The sequence below is a fragment of the Campylobacter concisus genome, from assembly GCF_015230015.1.
GTDB classification, from domain to species: Bacteria; Campylobacterota; Campylobacteria; order Campylobacterales; family Campylobacteraceae; genus Campylobacter_A; species Campylobacter_A concisus_AF.
In genome coordinates this window covers 44,800-67,591 of the sequence record NZ_JAAKZC010000009.1, presented here as the reverse complement: position 1 = coordinate 67,591, position 22,792 = coordinate 44,800, and the positions used below count along the sequence as shown (strand labels likewise).

Below are 22,792 nucleotides of genomic sequence, written 5' to 3'. Positions count from 1 at the left end.
TTACGGCGTAAAATTGGAGCAATTATATATAAAGTTAGATAAAAAAATAATTGTAAGAGCAAAGCAGATAAAGCTTCCTAAATTTAAACAAAACGCAGAGCAAAAAGCCAGCGACAAGCAGCTTTTAAACCTTAGCCAGGGCGTGGATTATCTTGACACATTTTTTCAAGAAATTTCGCTTGAGAGCGTGCAAATCGGCGATGATTTTAAGATCAAAATTTTATTTTTAGATGATATATTTTTCGTCGATAGCCCTTATCTAAACATCGATATCAAATTTCAAAACGAGCAACAAAATGGCGTCGATCGCTTCATAGTAAGAAATTTAAGCCTTAAAGATTTTAACGTAAGCATCAGTGGCGAGGGCAGTGCAAATTTTGACAAGGATGATTATAAATTTGATGGAAATTTCACCTCGCACGAGCTAAATGGCAAGCTTAGCTTTGCCTTAAAAGATACACTTTTAACCTACAAAGCCTATGACGTAAATGCTGGCAGTATCAAGGACTTCATCGCTGAGCTTGATAGTCGCATACACCTAAACAGCGAGGTTAAAAACTGGATATATGGCTACATCGTGGCTGATGACTACCACCTAAACGAGATAAACGGCAAGGCTGTTCTAGCCAAAAACGACTTTTATCTAAACGACCTAAATGCAACTGCAAATGCCAAAAATTTGCTTGTTAAATTTGATAAAAATTTACCAGCCGTAAATGTCGCTGAGGCAAACATCACGCTTAATAACTCAACGCTTAAATTTGACCTTACAGCGCCTGTTTATAAAGGCAAAAAGCTTGATGGCTCAAACGTCGCGATAAATAATATCTTTGATGAAAAGAGTGCAAATTTAGAGCTATTTATAAAGACAAATTCTATTTACGATGAGGCGATAAATGAGATACTAAGAGCTTATAAAATCAACGTGCCAGTTAGGCAGCTAAGCGGAAAAATGGACGCTAGCTTAAAAATTTTAATAAAACTTGACGAGAAAAGCTTAGAAAATTTTGATGAAAAAAGCGTCATCGCAAATGGCGATTTTAAGATAAGTGACGCAGTTTTAGATATCGCTGGGAGTAAATTTAACGCTAAAAGTGCCCTTGTAAAGCTTGTAAATACTTCGGCGCTAAACATCGATGCAATCGGCTTTGGACTTGACTTTTTCAGAGCAAATGCGAAAGCCAATATAAATTTGCAAAAAAGCACTGGCGAGATAAAAGGCGTCATAGAGAGCTTTGATCTAAAAGAGAAAAATGATGAAATTTTAGCCTTTAAAAATGAGCCATTTACCGCGCATCTTGACTTTAGCAAGCCAAATGAGACAACGCTTAGCATTGAGCCATTTGGGCTAAATTTAAGCTTTGGCGATGAGAGCGTGATAGCTACTAAAAATAGCGAATTTATCATGCAAAACTCCCCAGTTTTAAAGCAAAATGGCGTGCTTGGATTTGACGACGTGAGCATAAAGAGCAAGGACTTTACTAATCTTGAAATTTTGGCAAAAGGGCTTAAATTTGACATGCCGTTTTTGGATAAAAATGGCTCAAAATACGAAAACGATGACTTTTTGATAGCAGTCTCAAAAGCTGGCGTAAAAGTGCAAAGTGCAAGCAAAAAACTCTCTTTAAACATCGCTGAAAAGGGCATAGAGGCTAAGAGCAACGACCTAAATTTGCTTGTCCTTGATGACAACAACACAAAAGAGCAAAGCACACCACTTGAACTTTTTGCAAAAAATGGCGACATCATTTTGCAAGACCTTAACAAAACCTTGCCATTTACCAGCTTTAGCGCCGAGAAAAAAGGCAAAAGCACCTCGCTAAATGGACTGGCAAAGCAAGGCAGAGTTGGATATTTTAGCGATGAGAAAAGCATAAATTTAGACGCAACTGATATAAGCGGCGAGTTTATCAACGACCTTTTTGGTCTCAAGAGCTTTGAGGGCGGTAAATTTCGCCTAAAAATGCTTGGAGAGAGCTCAAAAAATTTCAAGGCTGAGGTGAGATTTTTTGGCACATATCTAAAAGACTACATCTTTTATCAAAAACTGCTAAGCTTTCTAAACTCGGTGCCGTCGCTTCTTAGCTTTAAAACGCCTGACTTTAACGACAAGGGCTTTACCGTTAAAAACGGCAAAATTTTACTAACTAGAAAGGGTGACCTGATCGAGTTTTTAGCGATTGAGATGATAGGCACGAGCGCAGATATCGGCGGACGCGGCACGATCGATCTAAAGAGCAAAAAGATAAACATCGACCTTGAGCTAAAGATACTAAAAGATGCAAGCGGCATCATCGATAAGATCCCACTTATCAACCAAATCATCCTTGGCAAAGACCGCTCACTCTCAACAGTCATCGCCATACGTGGCACGACTGAAAAGCCCGAGTACTCGACGCAGATACTGCAAGACGCCCTGCTCTCGCCACTAAAGATAATAAGAAACGTCCTGCAAGCTCCGTTTTTGATATTTGAGTAAAAAGTATTAGCGTAAGGCAATAAAATTTAAGGCGGAGAATATCCGCCATTTATTGGATATCTTTTTTGCGCTTCGCCAAAGCAAAAAGCGTATTATTGGTTAAATCACCCAACATTTATGGCTCGATACCTGCCAAATTCTTTTTAGTTTGAGTTGTTTTTTAGATTGATGAGACTTTACTTTTAGGTAAAAGTTTGTTTTGTAATTAAATTTAGATTTTTGCAGTATCTACAGCTCTTTTACAAACTAAAGCGATTTTTGTGAAAAAACGTTAAATTTTACGACCAAGCTAAATTTATAATGTAGCTACGAAATTTAGCTTGGACTATAATCTTCACAAGAGAAAAATATCCGCTAAAGTAAGTTATTTTTGGGTTAAATCTCTTTGTTAAAATTTCGTCCCCAAACGTGATAAATACGATATTTCTTTTAGAGCTATAGCTATGTCCGCACTTAGCTATTTGTCGGCTCAGGGGCTTATTAATACGTATTTTTGAACTAGTACAAGGTCTTTAACTCTTACATATTAATTGCTATAAAGTCCAAAATAGCCGCCAAACGACCTTAAAACACTATAAATACTCTTAAAATCTAAATTTCTAGTGGCAATCTCTAAAAAACCATGCCCTACAAGCTTGTACTAGTAAAAAATTTCTTTTGCGCTCCTACTTGTTTTTATAACTACTTAGGCGCGTGGCTGAAAAATTTAACACTATTCATAAAAAATCAATAAATTCATAAAATTTTACGCATTATAATACGTAAAATTTTACTTCATCTCAAGGCGCATAAGATACATATCTTCGCCGTCAGTCACCTTTAAATTTTGGCTTTTGCACTTTGGGCAGGTGAAATCATTTTCGCTAAGCTCCACGCCAAATCCACAATCCAAACACTCTACAACAATGCCTTGTAAATTTATCACAAGCTTGGCATTTTCGCAGATCGTGCCAGCCTTATAAACATCAAAAGCGCTCTGCAAATAATGAGGCTCGACGCCGCTTAAACGGCCAACCTTTATCTCGATCTTGCTTATCTCTTTGGCGTTTTCTTTGGCGGCATTTTTCTCGCAAAGTGAGACCAAATTTTGAACGATACTAAGCTCGTGCATTAGCAGATCCTTGGTAGTAGCTCGCCCTTTGGCGGCTCGAGAAATCTTCTTGATTTATAGGCGTTTTCAATGATGACACGCTCGTTTTTAGCCTGCAAAACCTCGCCTATTATCATCGCGTTTTGATCAAATTCTCTTAAAATTTCTAGCGCGTCTTTGGCCTCGCTCTCATCGACAGCCATCACAAAAGTGCCCTCATTTGCAAGCTCATAAGGCTCAAAACCAAAGAGCTCGCAAACGCCCATCACTTCGTCAGCCACCTTGATATTTTCTTCAAAAACTAAGATGTCAAATTTACTAAATTTAGCCCACTCATTTAGCACCGCACTTAGTCCGCCCCTAGTCGCATCACGCATGGTCTGTGGCTTTATGCCAGCACTAAATAGCTTTAAAACAACCTCTTTTAGGCTCTTGCAGTCACTTTTTAGATTAAGCCCAAGCTCAAATTCCTCTCTTGCTGCAAGCACCACGCCGCCGTGTCTGCCAACATCTCCAGAGATTAAAATTTTAGCCCCTGCTTTTAAATTTTTAAGCTCCACGCCTTCGCAAACTATCTCGCCGATGCCTGCTGTGTTTATGAAAATTTTGTCACATTTGCCCTTTGGTACGACCTTTGTATCGCCACAAACGACGCTTACGCCGCTCTCTTTGCAGGTTTTTGCAAGCGAGTTAAGTACCTTTTCAAGCTCCTCTATACTAAGCCCCTCTTCGATGATGAGTGAGCAGCTTAGGTATTTTGCGCTTGCTCCAACCATCGCAAGGTCGTTTATTGTGCCACAAGCTGCGATCTTGCCGATGTCACCACCATTAAAAAAAATAGGAGTTACCACAAAGCTATCAGAGCTAAATGCGATCTTGCCGTTTAAATTTAGTATCGCCGAGTCGTTGCTCTGCCTTAAAATTTCGTTATCAAAAATTTTAAATATCGTCTCGTTTATAAGCGAGTTCATCTCCTCGCCGCCGCCGCCGTGGCTTAGCATTATCTTTTTCATTAAATTCCTTAACCAACTCTTGCGTATTTAAAATAAGCCGCACAAGCGCCCTCACTTGAGACCATGCACGATCCTATCGGATTTTGCGGGTTGCAGACCTTGCCAAAGACTTTGCAGTCAGTCGGTTTTGCTAACCCTCTTAAAATTTGCCCGCAAATGCAAGCCTTGCTCTCGCCAGCGCTCTCTACGCTGCAGTCAAACTGCACTCTAGCGTCAAGGTAGGCAAACTCATCTTTTAGCTTCATACCGCTTTGTGCTATCTCGCCAAGGCCCCTCCAGACAAAGTCGCATGGCTCAAAGTACTTAGCTATGAGTTCTTTTGCTCTTAAGTTGCCCTCTTCTTTGACCGCCCTTGCGTACTCGTTATAGACTTCATATGTGCCAGCGTTTTGCTGACGGACTAAATTTAGCACACTTGCCATGATGTCAAGTGGCTCAAAACCGCTAATGGCGATCGGTCTTTTAAACTCATCTGCTAGCTCTTTGTAAATTTTACTTCCAGTAATGACGCTCACGTGACTTGGCCCCAAAAATGCGTCAATTCTTACGTTTTCATCGCTCATTATCGCTCTAACTGGAGCTGGGACGGTTACGTGATTTATGTGAAAATATAAATTTTTAATACCTTGCTGAAGCACTTTTTCAACCAAATTTGCGCTCATCGGCGTTGTCGTCTCAAAGCCAATGGCAAAAAATATCACCTTTTTGTCTGGGTTTTGTTTAGCGATATTTAGCGCATCAAGTGGCGTGTAAAGCGCCCTTATATCATGCCCCTCGCCACGAAGCTTTTGCAAGCTTGTCTTTGAGCCAGGCACTCTTAGCATATCAGCTAGCGTACAAAAGATCACATTATCCATGCTAGCAAGCTTACAGGCCTCATCTATGCGGCTTTTTGGCATCACACAGACCGGACAGCCTGGGCCGTGGACGAAATTTATATGCTCTCCAACTAAGCTTGGCAGTGCAAATTTCATAATGCTATGCGTGTGACCGCCGCAAATCTCCATGATATTTAGCGGTTTTACGCTCTCTTTTTGTATGAGTTTTGAAAGGGCTAGGATTAAATTTTTATCGCGAAAATCATTGATAATATCCATCAAATTTTCCCCGCATCCATATCCTCAGCGATCTGTTTATAGACCTCTAAGCTCTCAAGCGCAAACTGCGTGTCGATCTTTTGCATGGCGTATCCAACGTGGATTAGCACGTATTCACCAACTTTTACCTCTTCAGAGATGAGATCAAGGCTTACTTTTCTAGTAACGCCCAGAGTTTCAACTGTGGCGACGTTGTTTTCGTCTATTCCTACTACTTTTGAAGGGATCGAAAGGCACATTATCTTAGCTCTTTTTTAAATTCCAAATAACTTATCCATTTATCGATGCCCTCGCCTGTTTTGCTATCTACGACGAAGATATCGACCTTTGGATTTAGCTTTCTAGCGTCGTTTTTCACTCGCTCGATATCAAAGTCAAAGTGTGGCGCAAGCGAAGCTTTTGTGATAAGTAGCACGTCAGCAGCCCTAAACATCACCGGATATTTACTCACCTTATCATCGCCCTCTGGCACTGAAAGAAGCACGGCGTTAAAGTGTGAGCCAACATCATAGCTTGCAGGACAGACTAAATTTCCAACATTTTCTATAAAGACTAGATCAAGCTCGTTTAGTGGCAGGTGATGAAGCCCCTCATGCACCATAAATGCGTCTAAATGGCAGGTCTGACCTGTGCTTATCTGATGAGCTTTTGCGCCAGCTTTTACTATGCGGTCGGCATCTTGGTTGGTCTCTAAATCACCCTCGACAACGCCTATTTTAAATTTGCCAGCCTTTATCGTAGCCTCTAAAAGCGTAGTCTTGCCAGCACCTGGACTACTCATCAAATTTACACAAAGTATCTTTTTCTCATCAAGATGCGCTCTGTTGTGAGCGGCCTCTTTGTCGTTTTCAGAAAGAATTTTTTCTATCACGTCTATGGTTTTGCTCTCGTTTAGCACAGGGTGTGCGTGAGCCTCGTGGCTATGCTCATGTGCGTCATGAGCGTGGTCTGTATGCCCATCATGAGTGTGTGGGTGTGAGTGAGTGGTGCCATCAGCGTGAGTGTGAGTGTGGGCGTGATTTCCCATTGAACAACCGCAGTCTTTACACATTTTCTTATCCTTTTTTATTAATTTCCAGAGATTTTAACGCTTAAATTTAAAAATAAAATTAAAATTTAAGTCGTCAAGCATTTATTTTCTCTGCATCTCTTGGCTAGAATTTTCATCTTGCACTTCTATCGTTGCAGGCTCTTGGTTTTCTAGCTTTAGCGACGCAGGCTCTTCATTATTTGTCTTTATCATATCAGGATAGTGCTCTTGCGCGTCCATATCCTCCAACCTATCAAAGTCGCGCCTTGGCCTATCGCTTTTTTGCACGACGATCTCTTTTAGCCTAGCTTTGCCATTTTTCATCACCATCAAAACAGCAAACGCGTCAATATCCGCGTCCATCATCTCGCGCTCAGTCTCAAGCGCCTTTTTTGGCGGCATATAGTAGTGTTCGATGCCGTATTTTACGAGCATATATCCATCATATCTACCAGCTAAAAATATCCCATTTTCAGGCTCGCTCATGCTAAATTTAGCAAATTCATAGGTGCCATTAACATCTGGCTTTAAGGCAGCATAAACCCTAGCTCCTTCTATCACCCTCTTGTCGTTCCTATCGATATATCGATCATCTTTTTTCTCCTCGTCAAAATTTCGTGAGTAAAAATTTGAAAAATCATAGCTAAGATCGACGTAGTTTCCGCGGAAAAGATCTCTTGGGTCATAAAGATTGACCCTTACTTTTATCTCCTGCCCAAAGCAAAGTGGCATGAGTGCGTAGCCAAGCATGACCCCGATAAGTGAAATTTGAAATATCACAGCTATTATTAATATTTTTATCTTCATTTTTTGCCTCCTTTTCTAGCCACCACTAGCACTATGAAAGCAAATATCATAAAGAGTGCCGTAGCACCGATGTAGTCGCCTATAAGCTGGAAGTATCTCACCGCAGCCACTAAAAATATCACGCTTAGACCAAGCTTTAGCTCGCCTTTTTTGATAAGAACGGCAGCTGTTATGATGTTTGCGAGTGAGAAAAAGATATTTGCGTAGCCTGGGCCGTAGCTAAAGAAAAATGGCAACGCCACGAGCAGCGTGCCAAGCACCAAGCCACTCTTGTTTTTCTCTTTGAGAAATAGCGCAAAATAAGCAATACTAAATAGTATAAAGACAAAGCCAAAATTGCTTTTGAAAAATGACTTCACAAACCAAAGCTTTTCTTCGCCAACCTCAAAGATATCCCTGCCTTCAAACAAAAATAGGCAAACAAGCAAAACAAAGACGCCAAAATTTTTGCCAAATTCTCTTGAAAATGAGCCAAAGCCGTCTCTAAAGCGATCAAACAGCGGCGAAATACTAACAAGTAAAAGCGCGTAAGATAGCGAAACGATCGCAACCATCGGAAGTCCAAACAAAAAGCCGTAGTTAAATATCTCTTTAAAGCCACTGATATAGCCGCAAAATGAGATGATATATAGATAAATATCAAAGAAAAGCACCGAAGCAAGCCACTTTGAGTCCTCTTTGTAAAGCGTATAGGCGCCAAGTGCTATAAAGATGATGAAGCCAAAGCCAAAGTCCTGTCCGTAGCCTTTCATCAAGAACCAAAGCGTCGCGATAACTAAGCTTTGAGCTACTAGCACGCCCTTTTTGCTAGCAAAAGATACCGCCATCGCGCCGATACTCCAAAGTAAAATTCCTCCGCTTGGCTCGTCACTAATGTGATAAATTTGCGCCACAAGAGCGATCGCCACGCCAAAGCATAAATTTCCAAGGAAAAACATCGCCGTTGAGAGGTTTTCTTTGTCCTTTGCGAGGTAGTAAATTCCACCAAAATTTACAAGCCCAAGTGTAAATAGCACAAGCACCAAGCGCGCAAGCCTTGGTATCTCCTCCCAGTTTGCGCCAACTAGCGTAAAAAACGCGAGCGCGAAAAAGAGATAAGCGACAAGTTTTAGCACAAAACTCATCTTCTCGCTATGCGCGTCTGGGTCGATACCATATAAATTTGCTATCTTAAAAGCCGTATCTTTATCGACTATGCCCTCACTTTGCCACCGATCCAGCTCTTTGGCTAGAAAATTTCTATTTAAAAAGTTCAATAAGACTCCTTTTTGTAAGCTCACTAAATGTAAAATCCCCGCTTGCCAGCGTTAAATTTCAAGGCAGTGGTAAAATTTCTCGTTATTATATAAAAATATTATGCAAATGCTAAGAGGAGTTACTTGGGCGAGCTTTTGCAAATTTAGCTTTAGCCAAAGCCCAAGTAGAGAAACGGCCATCAAACTATCATTTACTAAAGGATATGGGGCTCTGCACTAGCAAATAACAGGCAAAGCCCCATATAAATTTACAAAAATGGACTACGAAAACTGTTTAAAAACTACTTGAAAGACAAAATGCGATAAGCGCCACAGCCAAAAACCTGCTGCTTGCTTTGTTGAAAAATCCCAAAATTCCTACTACCCAAAAGCTCTAAGCCCTAAAATTTAGGCACAGCAGCCTTTGTGAGTTTAGCAAATTTAACACCCTTTAAACCAGCGATCCTATCAGCAAAGCGCTCTATCTTATCCGCTTCGCCCTTTAAAGAGATCGTTTCTAAACAGTTGTAGTGATCGATATGAACGTGATTTGTGCAAATTATCGTCACATCAGAATCATGCTCGATATCCATTTTTTTATTTACCAGATCGTTGTGATGATGTACATAAATGAGCGTCAAAACTCCGATCAACTCTTCTTTAGCGTCTTTCCAGCTGTCACTTACGATCTTATCGCGGATCAGATCCCTTGTAAATTCACTCCTAGAAGCGTAGCCTTGTTCGCTAACCTTTCTGTCTAGTTCGTCTAGTAATTGACTAGGCAAAGAGACACTAAAACGTATAACATTATCCATTTTCTGCTCCTTCCTCGTTTGATTACCGTTTAATATAATTATACATCACTTATTAGAAAATGTGGATAAATAATAATAAATTTGCCCTAAATTTACGTTAGAATCGTTGCTGCAAAATTTCTTATTGATATAAAATTTCAAATTTACTTTAGTAAATTTTTTGTAAATAAGCTCAAGCAAAGTCTTATTTTGAAAAACCCCACCACTTAGCAAAATCTCTTTTTTCTCATTTTTAGAAATTTCAAAAATAATATCAGCCATGCCATTTATAAATGCCGTTGCAGCAACTCTTGGCTCATCTTCTAAAGCACTTTTAAAGGCCTCTTTAAAGCCGATAACTCCGTCATTTAGGCTAAATTTATAACACACATCTAAATTTTTATCATAAAGCGCCTCAAGCCTCATGCCACTCTCGCCCTCAAAACTCGAGTGAGATATGCCGCAGATAATAGCACCAAATGCGTCAAATATCCTACCAACAGAGCTAGTTTTTACTAAATTTAGCCCCTTTTGCTCCATTATCTTGAAATTTCTAAGCACTTTTTCATCAAAATTTACTAAAAATTTACGCCCTTCGTCCTCAAGCTGATACTTCAAAATAATAGAATAAGCGATGAGATAGATATTTTTTATGCTATTTTCACCGCCAAATAGGCTAAATTCATCAAAGTGATAAATTCTTTTGTAGCTTTTGCCACACAGCCTAAAGACCTCGCCACCCCAAATTTTGCCGTCCTCGCCGTATCCAGTGCCGTCAAAGCAAAAGCCAAGATACTCTTTATTGGAGAGATTATTTTCAAAGATCACGCTTAGCAAATGTGCGTAGTGATGCTGCAGATGAACTAGCTCAAAGCCCTGCTCTTTTGCCCATTTTGTATTTAAAAAATTTGGATGCAGATCGGCTATAACCTTGTCAATTTTAAGATCATAAGTCGTTTTAAAAAGGGTAAAAATGTCCTTAAACCTATCAAAAGTTGCCACATTTTTTAGGTCGCCGATATATGGGCTAACCATCAAAAGGCCGTCTTTGTAGATGCAAAATGAGCTTTTTAGCTCCGCTCCAAGGGCTAAAAATGTCCCTTTTTGCTTGAAATTTGTATGGATGAAATTTGGATTTAGCCCACGACTTGTTCTTGTAAAAATTGTCTCATCACCAACGCAAAATGCGATACTATCGTCACTTGGTGAGTAAATTTCTCGGTCGTGATCAAGGTAAAAGTCTATGACATCGCCTAGTTTTTCTCTTAGCTCGCTATCATCTTTTATGACAACCTCGCCTGAGATGTTTGCGCTAGTTGCGATGATATCGTGCTTGAGATACTCAAATAGCAAAAGATGTATGCCACTAAATGCAAGCATGACGCCAAGCTTGTTTAAATTTGGAGCGACGCTTTTTGCGATATTTGAGCCATTTTTTGCTTCAAGTAAGACGATAGGCTTTAAATTTGAGCTAAGAAGCTTTGCCTCCGCCTCTGAAATCTCAGCTATTTTTCTAGCGTTTTGTAAATTTTTACTCATTAGAGCAAATGGCTTGCTTGGGCGGTGCTTTCTGGCTCTTAGCTCGCAAACTGCCGCTTCATTTGTCGCGTCGCAGACTAGATGAAAGCCACCAAGCCCTTTAATGGCTAAAATTTTGCCCTCGTTTATGAGCCTAGCCGCCTCTTTGGCTGCTTCGTTTTTAATAGCTAAGACTTTGCCAAATTTATCTTTTAGATATAGCTTTGGTCCGCAGTTTGGGCAAGAGATCGGCTCTGCGTGGTAGCGGCGGTTTAGCGGGTCTTTATACTCGCTCTCGCAAAACTCGCACATCTTAAACTCATTCATCGTCGTATTTACCCTGTCATAAGGCAATGCTTTGATGATGGAAAATCTCGGTCCGCAGTTGGTGCAGTTTATAAATGGATATTTGTAGCGTGGATTTGTGGGGTCATAAAACTCGCGCAAGCAGTCGTCACAAAGGGCAAAATCAGGCAAGATGGGCGCTTGCTTGGTCGCTCTTTTTGAGGCGATGATCTCAAGCTTTTCATAAATTTTATCTATCTTAAATTTACTAAACTCATCGATCCTAGCAAGGGCTGGTAGTTTCTCATAAAGCTCTTTTTCAAAAGCCAAAAAACTAGCCTCTTCGCCGCTAAAATTTAGCTTCACGCCCTCATCGTCGTTGTAAATTTCGCCAACAAGCTTAAATTTATGCGCCAAAGTATAGACAAAAGGCCTAAAGCCCACGCCTTGAACTAAACCTTTGATCTCATATCTAAAGCTTGATCTCAATGCCAAATCCGGGGTCAAAATTTGTTTTTATATTTGGGTTTAGGTGCTTTTTTATCAAGTTGCTAACTACCTTATTGTAAAATAAATCCCCGCTTAAAGTAACATTTTTGATCTTAAATTTATCTCGTTTTTCGTAGCTAAAATCGCTCAAAAAGTGCGCCAAAGACTCGGTGCAACCAAAGCTGATATTCTTCTCTCCAGCGCCAGCAAGGATAAATGAAATAATACTTTTTACAAACTTAACCCCGTCTAAACCAAAGTCATCTTTCATTTTATAATCGATCCTAACGCCTTTTTGACCGCTAAAATCAGCTGCCATAAGAAGCAAATTCTCCCCTGCTTTTTCAAACTCATCGCTTAAGCCAAGCAAGCGTCCAGCTATACAAAATAGCGAGAAAAAGCTAGCGTTTGAACTAAATTTACCACTTGGCAAGTCGCACTCTTTGCTGAAGTTTTCAAGTAGCCTTTCGCCGCCTTCATCGGCTCTTATGAGCTCATAAATTTCTTCAAAGCTACTAAATTTAGGTAAAAAAAGAAGCTGGGTTTTGCTTGATTTTGAAAGGAGGCAAATTTCATCATCACTAAATTTGCTAAATTTTAGTCCCAAAGCTATATCGCTAGCGTTTTTAAGCTCAAATTTTTCGTTTTTAGCGTAGAAAAATGGGCTTAAAAGTGCGCTATTTTCGAGTAAGACCAGCCTTGAAAGAGCATTTTTTTGCTCTTTTATCTTAACATTTAAAAAGCTCGCCCCACTCTTTTCTAGCTGCTCGCAAACGGCGTATAAAAATAGATCATTTGCCGCCATCACGTCAAAAAATAGCGGTGCGTCCTCGTGATTTTGCCTGTAAACGGCTGTCGTTTTTAGGGCTAAAAGTGGCTTTTCAAAGCTAGCAAGCGCGATCTGAGCCCTATCATCAGCGATGAAAATTTTAGGCAGCTGTTTTAAATTTACAGGCATCAAGAAATTTGCCCCAAATTTTACCCCAAGAGAAATTTCATATAAATTTTCATCTTGCTCTACGCAAACGCTCTTGCCATTTTGCAGTAAATTTAGGCAAGTTTGAAGCTTTTCATTAAAATTATCAAGCGTTATCTCACCATCAAATTTACTCACACATAGCACGCCACTTTCGTTTAAAATAGCCTTGCCATTATTCAAAAATGCCACTGCCTGAGATGGGCTAAGCGTGCCAAATTTTATCTTTTGAATTTCACCTGCCACGTCAAGCTCATCTGCTGCATCGACATCGCTATGCTTTATATAAAGACTATAAGGCAAAATGGCGCTAGCTCTGTCTGCTAGGGCGCTAAGCTCCTCGCTTGATCCACTTACCTTTAGGCAAATTTGATCATTTTTACAGCTTATATAGTGCTTAAGATCTTTAGCTAATGAGCGTAAAAATGGCGCCAAAAAGGCTGGGTCTTTAAAGCAGTCAAATTTAAAAGCAAGTATCATTTTAAACCTTTTTTGGCGTAGTCATCAAGGGTGTCGTTTAGGGTGAAATTTGCTACCTTTTCGCACTTAAAATCAAGCTCTTTTAAGTGTTCAAGTAGCGTTTTTTCTAGGATATTAGAAGCTTTTATCACTTCATCTGAGAGGCTAAAATTTGATGACTCTATGCGGCTAGGCACGATGCCTAAGATTTTGGTTGTCGGCCTATCTCCCGCAAGCTCCATTAGATGAAGGGTTTGGAGCATCTCGATCTCGTGAGCCGAGCCGTCCCAGCTGATAAAATTTGGTACGTTTAGAAAGTCAAAAAAATAAACATCGCCCACGCTTGCGCCATTTGCGCTAATGCAATCAACGACGATAAGATAGTCAAATTCGCTTATAATGTGAGTTAGAGCGAGGGCTAAAGTGCCCCCGTCCATTAGAGTAAGCTCGTTTTTAGAGCTTGTAAATTTATAGTTTTTTGCCATCAAATTTACAAAATGAACACCTATACCCTCATCAGCAAACATAACGTTGCCGATGCCAAGAACAAGCACTCTCATCAGTGTTCTTTTACAAATTTATAGCCACTAACGATGGCGTCCATCGCTCCATTTTTGCCTTTAACGGCGTTAAATATCGCCATATAAACGTGAATAGGCACAAATATCATGATGATCCACATGCAAATTCTATGTATCGTTCTAACATTTGCTAGTCCGCCCATAAGCTCTTCAAAGTATCTCGCTGGCTCATATATCGCTCCGCCAAGTCCATTGTGATAAACGTGAGCGTAAAGCACTAGGCCAGTTAGGCAGATGAGTGCCAAGATGACGTAAAAGAAAAAGTATGCGGCAAACTGCAATGGGTTATAAACGCCCCTTAAGTGCGGGTGCGGTCCCATAAAGATGTAGTACTTTATCTGCGCTATCCAAACTTTTGGACTTAAAAAGTCAAGCACGCTCATCCACTCTTTTTTGCTGTGTTTATCAAAGACAAATAGATAGAATTTAAAGATAAATACCGCTATTAGCACAAAGCCAGCGACCTGGTGCGCCAAACGCCACTTTGCTTGCATGAAATTTGTAGGCTCGCTTGTTATCTCTGGACTCATAAAGACATAAGAGATGTAGTAGCCGCTCACAACCAAAAGCGTGATAGCTATAAATCTAATCCAGTGTGTCAGCCTAACGCCGATGGAGAATTCGTATTCGCTGATCCTGTCAGGATTTTTATGTGACATCTTTTCTCCTTACAAATTTGGATTTATCTTATAAGTACTCAAATCATTTCCCTTCGTATCCATAACATGCACGGCACACGCGATGCAAGGGTCGTAAGAGTGAATTTTTCGTATTATCTCAAGTGGTTTTGAAAGATCAGCGATCTTTAAACCAACTAAGCACGCCTCGTAACTTCCCATTTGACCTTTGGCATCTTTTGGAGAGGCGTTCCAAGTGCTTGGCACAACTGCTTGCCAGTTTGAGATGACGCCATCTTTTATGCGGCACCAGTGGCTAAGGGCACCTCTTGGAGCGTTGCCTTGAAAATTTCCTTTATATTCTTTTTTATTATCTATTACATATTTTGTGCAGGTCTCTTGATCTGCCTTTAAATTTTCGATCAAGGCATTAAATGCGTCCATTGTGTGCTCTGCGACCACTTTTGCTTCAAGCATACGAGCAGCGGTTCTGCCTAGAGTTGAAAAGACTGCACTTAGTGGCAAGCCACTCTTTGCTAAAAACTCATCGACTATCTTTTTAACTCTCTCGTTGCCTTTAGCGTAGTTTATGACGATGCTTGCGATCGGTCCTACTTGCATAGGCATGCCATCATATCTTGGTGCTTTGATCCAGCTATATTTGCCCTTTGTGTCAAAAAGCTTGCTGTGAGCTAACTTGCCCTCGCCGTCTATGCTCTCGCCATCAACAAGGCCAGTGTAGTTTGCCTCTGTCTCGCCGTCATATGGGTGAAGCGCTTTGTCATTTTTATACCAAGATCTTGTCGCCTCTTCTGTAATTTTATTTTCGTCGATATCATAAACCTTGTTAATATCACCATTTAAGATGATGCCACCTTTAAATAGATGATCGTTTTTGCCAATCAAAAACTCATCGTAGCAGAATAAATTTGATACGCCAACGTCGTTTAAAACGCTTGGCTCGTTTGCATAAGCCTTAGCCGCCATCAAAATGTCTGGATAGTAAGCTCTATCTACAAATTCTTTGATCTCAGCAAATTTGCTCATATATTCGCCCATTCTAGCTGGATCCATAAGGTCCATCACGCAGGTCACGCCGCCAACTGTTAGGCTTTGTGGATGTGGGTTTTTCGCGCCAAAGATAGCCATCATCTGAGCTGCTGTTCTTTGGATCCTAAGGCACTCAAGGTAGTGAGAGAGGACGATTAAATTTTGCTCTGGAGTAAATTTATATGTGCTATGTCCCCAGTATGCGTTGGCAAATGGTCCAAGGTTGCCCTTTTTAACAAAGGTTTCAACCCTCTCTTTTACCTCTTTTAGCTTGTCAGCTCCCGTTGCAAATGGCGTGCTTGTGTATTTAAACGCCTCTTCGCTAGCTTTATGCACGTCTGCGCTTAGTGCAGAGACGACGTCCGCCCAGTCCATGCCGTGAAGCTGATAAAAGTGCACGATGTGATCGTGAAGATATAAAGCTGCATTCATGAGCGTTCTAGTTAGCTCAGCATTTAGCGGTGGCTTGATGCCAAGGGCGTCCTCAACTGCGACTATGCCTGCTCGGTAGTGTGAGTATGTGCAAACGCCACAAATTCTTTGCATAAAAAAGCCAGCATCTCTTGGGTCTCTGTTTTTTACTATCTGCTCTAAGCCCCTCCAAAGAGTTGAGCCAGAGTAAGCCTCTTTGACAACGTTGTTTTCATCAACTACGACTTCTATTCTTAAGTGCCCTTCGATACGTGTTATAGGGTCTATTACTATTCTTTTTTCACTCATTTTTTCGCCTTATTCTTTATCTTTACTCATACAAGCTAGTGCAGCGTGAGCTGCTATACCAATACCAGCTAGAGCTAAAATTCCAATGCCTATTTTATCACTTACATTATCAGCGCCAAGCCCTAAAACAGTGTCAAATAGCCTATCAGCCATCGGCTCTTCAAAAGGTCCCATCGTATCCCAGAAGTCTGGCTCCGAGCAGCCTATACAGCCGTGACCTGCTTGAACTGGCCATGATGTATGCTGGTTAAATCTCTCGCGTGAGCAGTTATTAAATGTATATGGACCTTTACAGCCTACTTTATATAAGCAGTAGCCATTTTTTGCGCCCTCATCACCAAAGCTTTGGACAAATTCGCCTGCGTCAAAGTGGCCACGTCTTTCGCAAAGATCGTGAATTCTTAAGCCATAAGCCCATTTTGGTCTGTTATAAACATCAAGTGCAGGCAAAGTGCCAAATAGCAAGTAGTGAAGCACGTTGCCAACGATGTTTTTCTCGCTTGGAGGACAGCCTGGCACGTTTATGACTGGCTTATCAGTCACCTTTGAAAGACCGACTGAATTTGTTGGATTTGGCTTAGCTGCTTGGATACCGCCAAAGCTAGAACAGGTGCCAATGGCAAAGATAGCAGCAGCGTTAGCAGAGGCATTTACAGCGTGAGTTTTGCCGCTTGTGCCGTGAGGCCCGACTGTTAAAAAGTGCTCAGTAGCTCCAGTTGGGACGCCACCTTCAACTAGCAGGATATATCTGCCCTTATATTTTTCGATCGCATGCTCTAAATTTTCTTCAGCTTGCCAGCCAGCAGCTGCCATGATAGTTTCGTGGTATTCAAGGCTTATGTAGTCAAATATAAGGCTATCTATGCTTGGAGCGTCAGTTCTTAGCAAGCCCTCGCTACAGCCAGTGCATTCTGCCATGTGAAGCCATATCACTGGGAGCCTATCGCTTAGCTCAGCAGCGCGAGCAACCATCGGCGTCATCGCACTTGGCAATGCCATAAAAGCTGTCATCGCACCAGCCCACTTCATAAAATCACGCCTAGTAAAGCCCTTATCTTTTAAAAGCTGCGCAATACTAGTGTCATTTTTCATCTTAGGCAATGCACTAAGTTCGCTTAAGCGTCTATCTATCTTTTGACGCAAGTCATTATTCATATAAGCTCCTTCGTTAGAAATTTGTTTTATATGTATAGTATCTTTGTTTTAAAAAGAGTAAAATTATTTTATAATATTAGTAGTTATATTTAAATAAATTTTAAAATAAAATTTTAAATGCCTTGAAATCAATAATCTTAAAATATGTTAAAAAATAATATTTAGTGAGAATTTATCCTATTTTGAGAAATGATATGGCAAAAATTCTATTTTTCTGAAAGTAAATATCAATTAAATTTTTAATAATTTTAAAAATAATTTAGTATTTTTAAGAAGAGTGAAATTTAAGGTAAAAATTACAAAAGCCTAAATGGGTTAAATTTAGGCTTTTAAATTTGCATTAAAATGGCCAGATAGCCTCCATAAGCCTTGTGCCCCAAGGTTTTTTGGTTGATTTGTCTAGCTCGCCCTCAGTTTTATACAAAATTTTGGCATCAGCTATGTATTTTGAGTCGATTTCGTTGTTTTGCGAGATGTCGTAAGGTCTGATGACGCCACTTACTTGCATGATCTGCTTTTCGCCATTTATTAGTAGCTCGCGGCTGCCTTCGATGAAGTAGTTGCCGTTATTTAGGATTTTAATGATCCTAGCTGAGATGGTCGCGGTAAATTTCTCGCTTCTGTTGCTCGTGCCACTACCTGTAAATTTATTGCCGCCACCTGCTTTAAAGCCGATGTCGCCGTATTTGTTTAGATTATCAGCCACGGTTGAAAGTGGCGCGGCTCCAGCTGTGAAAACGCCACCACCAAGCGAAATGGTGCTATCTTTGTTGGTGCTTTTGCTACCGCTTGAAATTTGACTTGCGTTTTCTGAGATGACGATGGTGACGATGTCATTTACATTCATCGCCTTTCTATCTGAAAAAAGAGGATTTTCGCCCTTGCCAAAGAGGCTACCTGCGTTGCTTTGACCGCTACCACTATCTTTTGAAGGGAGTTGCTCGACATAAACTGGAGGTTTCATATTGATATGAGGATCTGCACTTGGGGTGCAACCTGTGTAAAAAATGCCCGCAAATGTGACGAGCCAAATCTTTTTATAGTTCATAAAATGCCTTAAAATAAGTATCTTTGTGCTAAGATTAAGCAATTTAAGTTCCCAAAAAGGTCACAAAATGAAAAGTTGTTACATTTTTTCAGACAAAAATCTAGCATATTTGCAGGAAATTATAGCTACAAAATTCAAAAAAGTTGAGATCTTTAAGATAACTCCAGACGAAAATGACAAAAAAAATCTAATAAATTTAAATGAAAAGGAGTTTTTTTTAAAATTTATAGATAAATTTGAAGAGCTAAAGGCTAAAAGCGACTTCGTCATAGTTGTTGGCTGTGAGGGCTTTAGCCTCTTTGGCAAGAGCGAGCTAAATTTAAAGCTAGCTAGAAATTTAAACGCGCCTATTTTTGACGAAAATGCAAGCGAGCTAAGGGCGCTAAATTTAAACTCAAAGCTTCTAATAACTGATAAATTTGATGAAATTTTAAGCTACAAAGCCGAGATCATCACGCCATTTAAATTTCAAAGCTTGCTTCTAAAAAGAGCTAAAGTGGCAAACAAGACAGTCGTTTTGCCTGAAAGTGATGATGAGAGAATTTTAAAAGCAGCTCACATCGTGCTAGAAAAAGGTGCGGCAAATATCATCTTGCTTGGACTTGAGAGCGAAATTTCAAAAAAGGTAGCCACTTTGGGGCTAAATTTAAGCAAAGCAAAGGTGCTAAACCCAGCACAAAACGAGCTAACAGATGAATTTGCAAAGAAAATTTATGAGCTAAGAAAACATAAAGGCGTGGATGAAGCCAAGGCAAACGCGCTTGCAAAAGATAAAATTTACTTTGCCACGATGTTAATTCATGAAGGCATAGCAGATGCCTTGGTAAGTGGCGCTACGATGAGCACGGCTGATACGATCCGCCCAGCTCTGCAGATCATAAAAACAAAGCCAAATGTAAGCGTGGTAAGCGGGGCATTTTTCATGGCGCTTGAAGAAGAAATTTTACTCTTTGCAGACTGCGCCGTCACGCCAAATCCAAGCAGTGATGAACTTGCCAGCATCACGCTAAGCAGCGCTCAAACGGCAAGTGCCTTTGGGCTTAAACCAAAGATAGCCATGCTGAGCTACTCTACTGCTGATAGTGGTAGCGGGGCTGACGTGGAGTTTGTAAAAGAGGCTGCCAAAAAGGCGAGTGAGCTTGATGGAAATTTAAAAATAGCTGCGCCAATTCAGTTTGACGCGGCAGTTGATCTAAGCGTGGCTAGCAAAAAGATGCCAAATTCTGATGTCGCAGGGCAGGCAAATGTCTTTATATTTCCAAATTTAAACTGCGGAAACATCTGCTACAAAGCAGTTCAACGAAGTGCAAACGCTCTAGCTGTAGGGCCGATACTTCAAGGGCTAAAAAAGCCAGTAAATGATCTAAGCCGCGGTTGCCTAGTCGAAGACGTGGTAAATACCATCCTAATAAGCGCCATACAAGCAGGAGAGTGATATGAGAATTTTAGTTTTAAACTCAGGTAGTAGCTCGATAAAATTTCAACTTTTTGAAATGCAGACAAGAACGAGCCTAGCAAGCGGTCTAGTCGAACAAATCGGCAACAACAGCTCAAGGGCGGTGCTAAAAGCAAATGGTGAAGTTTATGAGATAAAACGCTTTATAAAAGACCACCATGACGGACTTGAGGCGATGAACGAGCTATTTGCCACATCGCATACACTGCACGATCTAAGCGAGCTTGACGGCATAGGACACAGGATAGTTCATGGTGGCGAGAGCTTTTTTAGCTCGATGATCGTTGATGAGAGCGTCATTAAAAAGATCGAGGAGATAAGCCCACTTGCCCCACTTCACAACCCAGGCCACCTTGCTGGCATCAAAAATGCAATGAAAGAGAGCAAAAACGTGCCTCACGTGGTCGTTTTTGACACGGTATTTCATCAAAGCATGCCAGAGTACGCCTACCGCTATGCCCTACCCTACGATGTTTGCAAGACTTATCACATCAGAAAATACGGCTTTCACGGCACATCGCACAGATATGTCTGCAAGCAAGCAGCCAAAATGCTTGGCATAGAGTTTGATAAATTTAACGCTATCTCGCTTCACTTAGGCAACGGCGCCTCAGCCTGCGCGGTGCAAAATGGCAAAAGTATCGATACTTCGATGGGTCTTAGCCCGCTTGAAGGGCTCATAATGGGCACAAGAAGTGGCGATATGGACCCAGCCGTGGTTATCTATCTGCTAAATATCGGCGTTTTAAAGTGGAACGAGATCGATAACTTCTTAAACAAAAAGAGCGGACTTTTTGGAATTTGTGGCTCAAGCGATATGAGAGAGGTCGTAGCCAAGATGCAAAACGACGAGCGCGCAAAGCTTGCATTTGATATGTTTTGCTACCGAGTGAAAAAGTACATCGGCTCATACTACGCCATTTTAGGGCGTGTTGATGCGCTCATATTTACCGGCGGTATCGGCGAAAATGCGCCAAATACAAGGCAAAAAATTTGTGATGATCTAAAGCATCTTGGCATTCACATCAACCACGAGCTAAATTTCTCAAACGAGCGAGGCGAAAGGTGCATAGATGAAGAAGGCGCTAAGATAAAAACGCTCATCATCCCAACCAACGAAGAGCTTGAGATCGCCATAGAGACAGCCAGAGTGATAAAAGAGAGAACGCTTTAAGCATGAAATTCCCACTTGACTGCAAAGATAGTTTTGAAAACTCATTTATATTTTGGCTCACAAGATATGTCAAATTTAAACTTAGCTCACTTTCAAACAAGGAGCTAAGAGACCCAAAGGCGCTTGCAAGTGTAAATTTCGCCCTAAGCCGTGAGATAAAAAATATAGAGCAGCTTGATGGGTTGGTAAAAAGCGCTAGAAATGCAGGACTAACTGGCATAAATACCTACTTTAATCCGCTAAAAAAGATATATGAGACGATGAAATTTTATGAGCTTGGCAGCCTAAAACAGATCGATGAAGAGCTACTAAGTGAAATTTTAGCAAGTACCACTGGCGGACTAAGTGATGCGAGCAAGAAAAACTACAGAATTTCAGTGATAAATTTCTTTGCCTTTTTAGATAAACAAAATGAAGAAGACGGCAAGGCTCATGTTTTTGATATAAATTTAAAAAACTGGGGCGGCGTTAGTGGCAACAAAGGGCAAAAGCTGCCTGAGTTTATGGGCGAAGAGGAGGTCAAGAAATTTCTTGATGCGATCGAGGAGAGCGACTTTAAGCAAAACTCAAACCGCAATAAGCTCATCATCAAGGTCATTATCTTTACTGGCATTCGTGTGAGCGAGGCGCTAAATTTAAAGAGAAAAGATATCACCGAAGATGGCGATCTTTTTATCATTAGAATTCGTGGCAAAGGTAACAAATACCGCATCGTAATGATAAAACGCCACCTAATCGAAGCTCATCTAAACGCCATAGCGATAAACTATATCAATAAAGAGGGCTATCTTTTTATAAACAAAAAAGGCACAAGGCTCACGCAAGCTTATGTTAGCCGCATAGTGGAGCAAATTTTATTTAAAGCTGGCATCAGAAAAGAGAAAAATGGCGCTCACATGCTGCGCCACACCTTTGCTACGATGCTTTATAAAAAGCAAAAAGACCTAGTCCTTGTGCAAGAAGCTCTTGGACATGCAAGCCTAAATACCTCAAGAATTTACACACACTTTGATAGTGACAAGCTAAAACTTGCTGCCAAAGTGGCTGAGGATCTGGCAAATGAGTAAATTTAAATCAAATTGTATAGATTATTGGGAGAGAAAATGAACGCAAATTCTATCATTTCGTTATTGCAAGACAAGCTACCAAAGGACTTTGCCCTGCTAAAAATGCTAGAAAATAAACTAGACGCACTTGATGAGAAAAGGCTTGATGAGCTGGCGCAAAAGATACCGATCTTAAATTTAAAGTCGCCTATCTTTGTCTTTTGGGTGGGGAGCTTCATCTTTGGTGCGCTTGGCGTAAACCGCTTTATGACGGGGCAAATTTGGCTTGGAGTGCTAAAACTAGCTCTTTTTCTAGCTCATATGATCCTTTTTATTATCATAACTAGTGCGATGCTTGACGCAGTTGCAAACTCTGCCACAAACGAAGATCTGCAAAATGCCATTAGGCTAATCGGAGTAAATAGTTTTATAGTTGGTATCTTGGGCATTGTCATAACCATTTGGTGGTTTGTCGATCTTTTCACAACTGGCAGTGCCGTGAGAAAGCAAAATTTAGAAAAAATTTTAAAAGCCATAGACGAGCAAGCCTAAATACTACTTGACCTCGCGGTATAAAATTTAAAACCCCTGCTTATATAACGCAAGATGTGGCTTGCCTTTATGCCTCTTTTGTATTAGCCGCTTTCAAAAAGGCGGCAAGACATTGAGCTTT

At 40.6% G+C, this 22,792-nt stretch carries 21 protein-coding genes; 5 read left to right on the top strand and 16 right to left on the bottom strand.

The genetic code is table 11. The features are described from left to right. Window positions 1–13 precede the first annotated feature (13 nt). Window positions 14–2,479: an AsmA-like C-terminal domain-containing protein gene (locus tag G6W42_RS06310; protein ID WP_194173362.1), complete on the top strand. Its 2,466-nt coding sequence runs from the start codon at window positions 14–16 to the stop codon at window positions 2,477–2,479. A gap of 769 nt (window positions 2,480–3,248) precedes the next feature. On the opposite strand, the gene hypA is transcribed toward G6W42_RS06310, so the two are convergent. The 16 genes from hypA to flgH form a co-directional block, all read right to left on the bottom strand. After that, window positions 3,249–3,590 (bottom strand): hydrogenase maturation nickel metallochaperone HypA, encoded by a 342-nt coding sequence (hypA, locus tag G6W42_RS06305; RefSeq protein WP_194173361.1) that lies wholly within the window; start codon window positions 3,588–3,590, stop codon window positions 3,249–3,251. Then, complete coding sequence (gene hypE / locus G6W42_RS06300) at window positions 3,590–4,582, bottom strand: hydrogenase expression/formation protein HypE (protein WP_194173360.1); 993 nt, start codon at window positions 4,580–4,582, stop codon at window positions 3,590–3,592. Before hypE ends, hypA begins: the two co-directional genes overlap by 1 nt. A gap of 8 nt (window positions 4,583–4,590) precedes the next feature. After that, window positions 4,591–5,679 (bottom strand): hydrogenase formation protein HypD, encoded by a 1,089-nt coding sequence (gene hypD / locus G6W42_RS06295; RefSeq protein WP_194173359.1) that lies wholly within the window; start codon window positions 5,677–5,679, stop codon window positions 4,591–4,593. Next, a complete protein-coding gene (locus tag G6W42_RS06290) occupies window positions 5,679–5,918 on the bottom strand; it encodes a HypC/HybG/HupF family hydrogenase formation chaperone (RefSeq protein WP_194173358.1) in 240 nt (79 codons plus the stop codon). The genes hypD and G6W42_RS06290 overlap by 1 nt, the downstream gene beginning before the upstream one ends. Then, on the bottom strand, window positions 5,918–6,730 hold the full coding sequence (hypB, locus tag G6W42_RS06285) for a hydrogenase nickel incorporation protein HypB (protein WP_021093192.1): 813 nt from the start codon (window positions 6,728–6,730) through the stop codon (window positions 5,918–5,920). The genes G6W42_RS06290 and hypB overlap by 1 nt, the downstream gene beginning before the upstream one ends. An 81-nt stretch (window positions 6,731–6,811) precedes the next feature. Continuing rightward, on the bottom strand, window positions 6,812–7,516 hold the full coding sequence (locus tag G6W42_RS06280) for a GDYXXLXY domain-containing protein (RefSeq protein ID WP_194173357.1): 705 nt from the start codon (window positions 7,514–7,516) through the stop codon (window positions 6,812–6,814). Continuing rightward, complete coding sequence (locus G6W42_RS06275) at window positions 7,513–8,772, bottom strand: DUF2157 domain-containing protein (RefSeq protein WP_194173356.1); 1,260 nt, start codon at window positions 8,770–8,772, stop codon at window positions 7,513–7,515. Before G6W42_RS06275 ends, G6W42_RS06280 begins: the two co-directional genes overlap by 4 nt. 51 nt (window positions 8,773–8,823) lie before the next feature. Beyond that, complete coding sequence (locus G6W42_RS10650) at window positions 8,824–8,952, bottom strand: hypothetical protein (protein WP_275944653.1); 129 nt, start codon at window positions 8,950–8,952, stop codon at window positions 8,824–8,826. 200 nt (window positions 8,953–9,152) lie between these two features. Further along, window positions 9,153–9,566 carry a nickel-responsive transcriptional regulator NikR gene (gene nikR / locus G6W42_RS06270; protein ID WP_194173355.1) on the bottom strand — a complete coding sequence of 138 codons (414 nt, stop codon included), beginning with the start codon at window positions 9,564–9,566 and terminating at the stop codon, window positions 9,153–9,155. Window positions 9,567–9,611: 45 nt separating this feature from the next. Next, on the bottom strand, window positions 9,612–11,837 hold the full coding sequence (gene hypF / locus G6W42_RS06265) for a carbamoyltransferase HypF (protein ID WP_194173354.1): 2,226 nt from the start codon (window positions 11,835–11,837) through the stop codon (window positions 9,612–9,614). Continuing rightward, entirely contained in the window at window positions 11,821–13,293 is a 1,473-nt protein-coding gene (locus G6W42_RS06260; protein WP_194173353.1) for a hypothetical protein, read from the bottom strand. Before G6W42_RS06260 ends, hypF begins: the two co-directional genes overlap by 17 nt. Then, entirely contained in the window at window positions 13,290–13,832 is a 543-nt protein-coding gene (locus G6W42_RS06255; protein WP_021093168.1) for a HyaD/HybD family hydrogenase maturation endopeptidase, read from the bottom strand. Before G6W42_RS06255 ends, G6W42_RS06260 begins: the two co-directional genes overlap by 4 nt. Beyond that, window positions 13,832–14,512 carry a Ni/Fe-hydrogenase, b-type cytochrome subunit gene (cybH, locus tag G6W42_RS06250; RefSeq protein ID WP_149704339.1) on the bottom strand — a complete coding sequence of 227 codons (681 nt, stop codon included), beginning with the start codon at window positions 14,510–14,512 and terminating at the stop codon, window positions 13,832–13,834. The genes G6W42_RS06255 and cybH overlap by 1 nt, the downstream gene beginning before the upstream one ends. A gap of 9 nt (window positions 14,513–14,521) precedes the next feature. Further along, a complete protein-coding gene (locus G6W42_RS06245; RefSeq protein ID WP_194173352.1) occupies window positions 14,522–16,240 on the bottom strand; it encodes a nickel-dependent hydrogenase large subunit in 1,719 nt (572 codons plus the stop codon). A gap of 9 nt (window positions 16,241–16,249) precedes the next feature. Continuing rightward, on the bottom strand, window positions 16,250–17,395 hold the full coding sequence (locus G6W42_RS06240; protein ID WP_103632429.1) for a hydrogenase small subunit: 1,146 nt from the start codon (window positions 17,393–17,395) through the stop codon (window positions 16,250–16,252). Between the two features lie 340 nt (window positions 17,396–17,735). Next, on the bottom strand, window positions 17,736–18,443 hold the full coding sequence (gene flgH / locus G6W42_RS06235; RefSeq protein WP_002940928.1) for a flagellar basal body L-ring protein FlgH: 708 nt from the start codon (window positions 18,441–18,443) through the stop codon (window positions 17,736–17,738). Between the two features lie 67 nt (window positions 18,444–18,510). Between flgH and pta the strand changes: the two genes are divergently transcribed. The 4 genes from pta to G6W42_RS06215 are packed head-to-tail and all read left to right on the top strand — an operon-like array spanning window position 18,511 to window position 22,671. Continuing rightward, window positions 18,511–19,878: a phosphate acetyltransferase gene (pta, locus tag G6W42_RS06230; RefSeq protein ID WP_194173351.1), complete on the top strand. Its 1,368-nt coding sequence runs from the start codon at window positions 18,511–18,513 to the stop codon at window positions 19,876–19,878. A gap of 1 nt (window position 19,879) precedes the next feature. After that, the gene (locus tag G6W42_RS06225) at window positions 19,880–21,073 is read left to right on the top strand and encodes an acetate kinase (RefSeq protein WP_194173350.1); all 1,194 of its coding nucleotides are present in this window, start codon (window positions 19,880–19,882) and stop codon (window positions 21,071–21,073) included. Window positions 21,074–21,075: 2 nt separating this feature from the next. Continuing rightward, a complete protein-coding gene (locus G6W42_RS06220) occupies window positions 21,076–22,140 on the top strand; it encodes a tyrosine-type recombinase/integrase (RefSeq protein ID WP_194173349.1) in 1,065 nt (354 codons plus the stop codon). A 36-nt stretch (window positions 22,141–22,176) separates the two neighbouring features. Further along, a complete protein-coding gene (locus G6W42_RS06215) occupies window positions 22,177–22,671 on the top strand; it encodes a TM2 domain-containing protein (protein WP_194173348.1) in 495 nt (164 codons plus the stop codon). Window positions 22,672–22,792 lie beyond the last annotated feature (121 nt).